The sequence below is a fragment of the Dietzia timorensis genome (genome assembly GCF_020742175.1).
GTDB lineage: Bacteria > Actinomycetota > Actinomycetes > Mycobacteriales > Mycobacteriaceae > Dietzia > Dietzia timorensis_A.
Map to the genome: position 1 here is coordinate 1 of NZ_DYXM01000252.1, position 5,365 is coordinate 5,365.

Annotated in this window: 5 protein-coding genes; 1 reads left to right on the top strand and 4 read right to left on the bottom strand. The window is 67.0% G+C overall.

What is annotated here, in order from left to right; translation table 11 throughout:
• Positions 1 to 635, top strand: a 635-nt coding sequence (locus tag K8V11_RS13135) for a hypothetical protein (protein ID WP_303915148.1), incomplete at its 5' end; no start/stop codon positions are given.
• A gap of 108 nt (positions 636 to 743) precedes the next feature.
• On the opposite strand, the gene ccsB is transcribed toward K8V11_RS13135, so the two are convergent.
• The 4 genes from ccsB to K8V11_RS13155 all read right to left on the bottom strand — a co-directional run bounded on the left by ccsB (position 744) and on the right by K8V11_RS13155 (position 5,353).
• A complete protein-coding gene (ccsB, locus tag K8V11_RS13140) occupies positions 744 to 1,724 on the bottom strand; it encodes a c-type cytochrome biogenesis protein CcsB (RefSeq protein ID WP_303915151.1) in 981 nt (326 codons plus the stop codon).
• Complete coding sequence (locus tag K8V11_RS13145) at positions 1,724 to 3,256, bottom strand: cytochrome c biogenesis protein ResB (RefSeq protein ID WP_303915161.1); 1,533 nt, start codon at positions 3,254 to 3,256, stop codon at positions 1,724 to 1,726. The genes ccsB and K8V11_RS13145 overlap by 1 nt, the downstream gene beginning before the upstream one ends.
• Before the next feature lie 152 nt (positions 3,257 to 3,408).
• A complete protein-coding gene (locus K8V11_RS13150; RefSeq protein WP_303915154.1) occupies positions 3,409 to 4,365 on the bottom strand; it encodes an SDR family NAD(P)-dependent oxidoreductase in 957 nt (318 codons plus the stop codon).
• 31 nt (positions 4,366 to 4,396) lie between these two features.
• Complete coding sequence (locus K8V11_RS13155) at positions 4,397 to 5,353, bottom strand: cytochrome c biogenesis CcdA family protein (protein ID WP_303915157.1); 957 nt, start codon at positions 5,351 to 5,353, stop codon at positions 4,397 to 4,399.
• Positions 5,354 to 5,365: the final 12 nt, after the last annotated feature.

The window sequence follows — 5,365 nt, forward strand, 5'->3', positions numbered from 1 at the left end:
AAGGCCCACAGATGGTCGAAAGAGCAAAGAAGTCCAGTACACGAATCACCGCCGGCATTGCCGTGGTGGCCGGCCTCGCGGCTTCGTCCCTTCTCGGGGCGACTGCGCACGCACAAACTGCCCCTCTCGACTCCACCCTGGGCTCGGTGACCTCGGGATCGGTCGGCGCCGCCGGCGCGATCGGATCGGGCGCGGCGACGGGATCGCTGCCCGGCCAGTGCTCGGCGTTGGACCCGATGCTCGGCTCGCTGGGAATCGGCATGCGGAACTACACCACCGCTGTGCCGGGAGATCTGCCAGGCCACACTGCTTTCCTCGTTGACCAGAACCTGGCCTCGGAAGCCTCCTCGACCACCGATGATCCGGTGATCAATTGGAAGAACGAAGATACCGGCGTGACGGGCACCGTCACCCAGGGCCCGCTTCCAGAGCACATCTACTGGTTCGAGCACAAGGGCGAAACGGAGTGGGGTGCCGATATCGAGACCGGCCCCGGACGCATCACGTGGACGTTCGACGCCCACGAGAGCGGAATGTTCCTACCGGGAATGTCGGTCCAGATGCTCACGTCTGGTCTCGTCCCGCCTCCCGTGTTCCCCTACACCGGCTGCGGTGGCGAGGTCGTCGTTCCGTAGCGGGGCGCCAGTACGTCCGACGTCATGCCCTTGGGAAACGCCGATGGGGGCTGTGCTTCCTCGAAGCACAGCCCCCATCGTGGCTATTACCGGTGTTCCTGCTTTCGACTAGCCGAGACCGGCGTAGGAGTGCAGGCCGGAGACGACCATGTTAATGAAGAACAGGTTGAAGATGTTGACCGCGAGGCCGAGGATGTTGATCCACGCGGCACGCTTGGCGCCCCAGCCCGTGGTCGCGCGGGCGTGCAGGTACGCCGCGTAGACGATCCAGTTGATGAAGGCGACGGTCTCCTTGGGGTCCCAGCCCCAGAACCGGCCCCACGCGGACTCTGCCCAGATGGCGCCGAACATGACGCCGATGCCGAAGATCGGGAAGCCGAGGAGCGTCGTGTAGTACGCCATCCGGTCGATCGATTCCTTCGACGGGAGCGGCCGGGCGATGGCGCCGAAGAAGCCCGACTCCTCCCCCTTCGGCTGGTACGAGCGCAGGATGAAGGCGATCGAGAACAGGCCGGACAGCAGAAGAATGCCCGAGCCGAGCGTGATGGTGGTGACGTGAATCGGCACCCAGTAGGACTGGAGCGCCGGCATGACCGGTGCGGCATCGGTGTAGAGGACGCGAGCAGCAACCGTCATCATCACCAACACCGGGAGCAGGACCCACGGCCATAGCTGGCGGTAGCCGGGCTTGCGCAGGAACCACAGAGACGCGGCCATCACGAACGTCAGCGTGAACATGACGTACTCGTACATGTTGCCCAGCGGCATGCGGTGGGTGGCGAAGCCGCGCAGAACGATCGAGGCCGCCATGAACACCGTGCCCAGGCCGGCGAACAGGTACGCCAGGCGGGACCACGGGCCTTCGGACTCGGCGGTCGCCTCAGCGTCCGTATGTTCGGTCGCCGAGGTCGAGGACTCCACCGAGGTGCCGGCGCCTACGGTGGCGAGCTCGCGCTCCGGTGCGATGCGGCGAACCCGATAACGCGCGTAACCGACCGCCGCGACGACTAGGCCCACCAGGAGCAGGGCGAATGCCGTGTTGAACGCTAGATCCGAGTAGCGAGCGAGGTCGGTGTTCACGTCACTCATCAGGCGCCTTCTTTCGTTGTCTTACCCAGCGAATCCAGGATCGATTGTCTCATGCGGTCGAACTCCTTACCCCATCCAGCGCGGTCCGTGCGCGCGAGGCCGCCCAGGGTGAGCACGGTACGTCCGTCGTCATCGGTGGTGATGCGCGCCCAGAAGCGGCGGCGGCGTACGGAGATCGAGAGGATCAGGCCCGCCATCATGACGACGGCCGAGATGCCCACGTATATCTGCGCGGGATCGTGCGAGACCTGAAGGTTCGCGAACTCCTTCGCGCCGTCGAAGCGGACCTCCACGCCGTTCGGGAGAGTCGTCGATTCGCCGGGCGCGAGGTTCACGCGGGCCTCGCGGTTGAGCGCCCCCTCCTCGATCAGCGATTGGTCCAGCGAGAACACGCCGGGCATGCGGCCGGTCTCCAGACCCGTGTCGCCGACGTAGACGTCGACCGCGACGGCCGGGTCGTTCATCGCGGGGAACGAGGACGAGAGCAGCTCGCCCTGGAACGCCGCGGTCGGAGCGAACAGGCCCTGGATGGCGATGCCGTTCTCGACGCGGTCGTCGAAGTTCGGGTACATGCCGGCCGGCGGGTCGAAGCGCATGACGCCAGAGGACAGGAAGGTCATCTGATCCGTGGGCGCCCACTGGTAGGTGTCCGTGCGGGTCTCGCCGTTCGGCCACGTGACCGTGAACGTCGGTGCGTAGCCGTGGCCCTGCAGGTAGACGCGGTCGCCGTTGATGCGCAGCGGGTCGTTGACCTTGAGGTGGTGGGTGTCCCACGTACTCGGGTCCGACGCCTCGACCTCGTCGTTGTGGCGGATATCCGCGGAGAACATATTCGCCTGGCCGTTGGGCAGGTAGTCGGCTTCGAAGTTGTCGACGCGGACGCAGAACGGGCTGAGCTCCGTGCCGTCGACGCGCAGCCCGGCGCGGAACGAGTCGAACGCCGCGGGCGTGGTGTTGCAGAACGCCGGGGCGTCGCGGCCCGGGATCTGGATGACCATGCCCTCGTAGTAGAAGAACTTGCCGAGCGCCATCGCGATGAGGAGCGCGAGCATGCCGAAGTGGAAGACGATATTGCCGATCTCGCGCAGATAGCCGCGCTCGGCCGAGAATTCCTTGGCGCCTTTGACGCGGCCGTCGCCGTCGCTATAGCGGACGCGCCAGCCCTTGAGGTTCCCGCGGATGACCTTCTCGACCTCGTCCGGGGCGAGATCCGTGGTGACATTGGCGTTGTGCGGCAGACGGGTGAAGCGGCTCGGCGCGGCCGGCGGCTGCGTCTTGAGCTGGCGGAGCAGCTCGAACGAGCGCGGGGTGAGGCAGCCGATGAGCGAGATGAACAGCAGCGCGTAGATCGCGGTGAACCACCACGAGGAAAACACGTCGAACAGCTGCACCGCGTCGAAGACCTTGCCGAGCGTGGGGCGCTCCGAGAGGTACTGGTCGACGTTCTGCTGGCTGAGGTTGCGCTGCGGGAGGAGCGCGCCCGGGATCGCGGCGATCGCGAGCATCATGAGCAGGATGAGCGCCGTGCGCATCTGCGTGAGGATGCGCCAGGCGTTGCGGAACGGGGCGATGATCCGGTTGACGAGGCTCGGGCCCGTGCGGGGCTTCTTCTCGGGCGCGGGAGACGGGCTTTCGCCCGGCTTCTCGTTCGATGTTGCGGTGGGGGCCATGAACTCTGCTTGAACTACTTTCGGAAGAAATCCACTGTGCGGGCGACGCCTGTCGCGATGTCGACGCCGGGCGCCCAGCCGAGGACCTCGCGGGCACGGGAGGCATCGAGGGCGCTGCGGGCGACGTCACCAAGCCGTGGCGGGGCGAAGTCCGGGTTATCGGCGACCCCGATGGTCTCGGCGACGAGGGTGTGCAGCCGGCGGTCCGAGGTCTCCACGCCGGTGCCGATGTTGAAGCGGAGGCCGGCGGCCTGCTCCGTGGTTCCGGCGCGGAAGAAGGCGTCGACGACATCGTCGACGAAGACGTAATCGCGGGTGTTGCGGCCGTCGCCGAACACGCGCGTCGGCGTTCCGGCGAGGAGGCGCTCGGAGAAGATCGCGACGACACCGGCCTCGCCGTGCGGGTTCTGGCGCGGGCCGTACACGTTCGCGGGGGCGACGGCGGCCCACGAGATGCCGTAGAGCTGGGCGAACATCTCGAGGTAGATCTCGCCGGCGACCTTGCCCGCCGCGTAGGGGCTCAAGGGGTTGACCGGGCGGGAATCGGAGACCGGGATGTCGTCGGTCGGGCCGTAGATGGAGCCGCCCGAGGAGGTGAACACGATGCGCTGCGTGCCCGCCACGCGCGCCGCTTCGGCGATGCGGACGGTGCCGACGACGTTGATCTCCGAGTCGAAGATCGGATCCTCGACGGACTTGCGGACGTCGATCTGGGCGGCGAGGTGGAAGATCGTGTGCGGAGCTTCCGATTCGACGATCTGCTGCAGCGCGGGGTCGGTGATGTCGACCTGGTGGAAGCTGAGCTTGCCGGATTCCTGCGCGTGGGCGAGGTTCTCGCGGCGCCCGGAGACGAGGTTGTCGACCACGGCGACCTCGTAGCCCTCGGCGATGAGCCGGTCGACGAGAGTGGAACCGATGAACCCGGCGCCGCCGGTGACGAGAACCTTCCTGGGGTTGACCTCGGGGCTCATGGTTGTGTTCCTTTCCTACGCGAACGGAATTCTAGATGGGGAGCGTGGTGTCCGAGATGGCGAAATCGCGCAGCCACGCGACGAACTCCATCCACAGGCCGGTGGCGAGGAGTGCGCCCACGATGATGAGCATGACCCCGCCGATTAACTGAATCGTACGACTGTGGCGCTGCGCCCACCGCGTTGCACCCGCCGCCCACGTCGAACCGAACGCGAGAAGAACGAAAGGAAGGCCGAGGCCGAGGCAGTAGACGACGATCAACGACACGCCGCGAGCGGCGTCCGCGCCGGTGCCCGCGCTGAGGGCGAGCGCGGCGGCGAGCGTCGGGCCGAGGCACGGGGTCCAGCCGAGCGCGAACACGCCGCCGAGGAGCGGGGCGCCGAGCCACGTGGAGATGGCCTTCGGCTGCATGCGGGTGTCGCGTTGGAGCGCGGGGACGAGGCCGATGAACACCAGGCCCATGAGGATGGTGATAACGCCGCCGACGCGTTGGAGGAGCTCCTGCTGCGGGGCGAGGTACTGGATGGCGCCGAGGACGACCGCGCTGAGCAGGACGAAGACGACGGTGAATCCCGCGACGAAAAGCAGGGCGGCTCCGGTGACGCGCCAGCGCAGGGATTTCGAGGCGGTGGCCGCCTGGGCCTTGGCGGATGCGTCCCTACGTGCTTCTGTCTTAGCCGCTTTTGGATCCTCGTTCGGCGCTATCGATAACTCTGTGAATTCAGCGCCGGTCGCTTCATCCCGGCTTTCGCTTGAAGGCTGCCCTTGCTTCTCGGGCGCGGCGACGACGGAAGTGAGGTAGGCGAGGTAGCCGGGGACGAGCGGCACGACACACGGCGAGGCGAAGGAGATGAGACCCGCGAGAAGGGCGGCGCCGATCGCGAGGACCAGCGGACCCGAGGCGACCGCGTTCTGGAACGACTCCCCCACCGAAGCGAGAACCACCGTGTTAGCGGCGGCCGTGCCGGCCGCTTCCGCGCCCATCATCTACGCCGCCTG

What these genes read in the sequence shown, in the direction of transcription:
- ccsB (WP_303915151.1), bottom strand. Translation starts at nt 1,724, where the DNA reads ATGAGTGACGTGAACACCGACCTCGCTCGCTACTCGGATCTAGCGTTC.
- K8V11_RS13145 (WP_303915161.1), bottom strand. Translation starts at nt 3,256, where the DNA reads ATGCGCACGGCGCTCATCCTGCTCATGATGCTCGCGATCGCCGCGATC.
- K8V11_RS13150 (WP_303915154.1), bottom strand. Translation starts at nt 4,365, where the DNA reads ATGAGCCCCGAGGTCAACCCCAGGAAGGTTCTCGTCACCGGCGGCGCC.
- K8V11_RS13155 (WP_303915157.1), bottom strand. Translation starts at nt 5,353, where the DNA reads ATGATGGGCGCGGAAGCGGCCGGCACGGCCGCCGCTAACACGGTGGTT.